This window comes from Peribacillus sp. SIMBA_075, assembly GCF_046534585.1.
In genome coordinates this window covers 1-255 of sequence record NZ_JAWRYN010001049.1, presented here as the reverse complement: position 1 = coordinate 255, position 255 = coordinate 1, and the positions used below count along the sequence as shown (strand labels likewise).

Genomic DNA, 255 nt, shown 5'->3' with positions numbered 1-255 from the left:
CTGATGTGTAATAATCACAATTTCAGCCAGCTCATCATGCCCTTTCACAGGAAGCTGAAGGATCTTTTCAAAGCTGATGCCTCTTTCAGAAAAAATAGATGTAATCCGGGAGAATGCCCCGACTTGATCTCTAACATGGATTCTTAAGAATTGCTGAGCAAATACTTCAGATGATGATTTGATTTTCTTCTCAAATTGCGCCGCGATAAATCCGCTTCCGTTCACGCCAAGACGCATATTTTTCATCACTGCGAC

At 41.6% G+C, this 255-nt stretch carries 1 protein-coding gene; it reads right to left on the bottom strand.

Annotated features, from left to right (window positions below; genetic code table 11):
• A partial coding sequence (locus tag SB775_RS31500) for an ACT domain-containing protein (RefSeq protein ID WP_410865211.1) occupies positions 1-255 on the bottom strand: 255 nt, incomplete at both ends.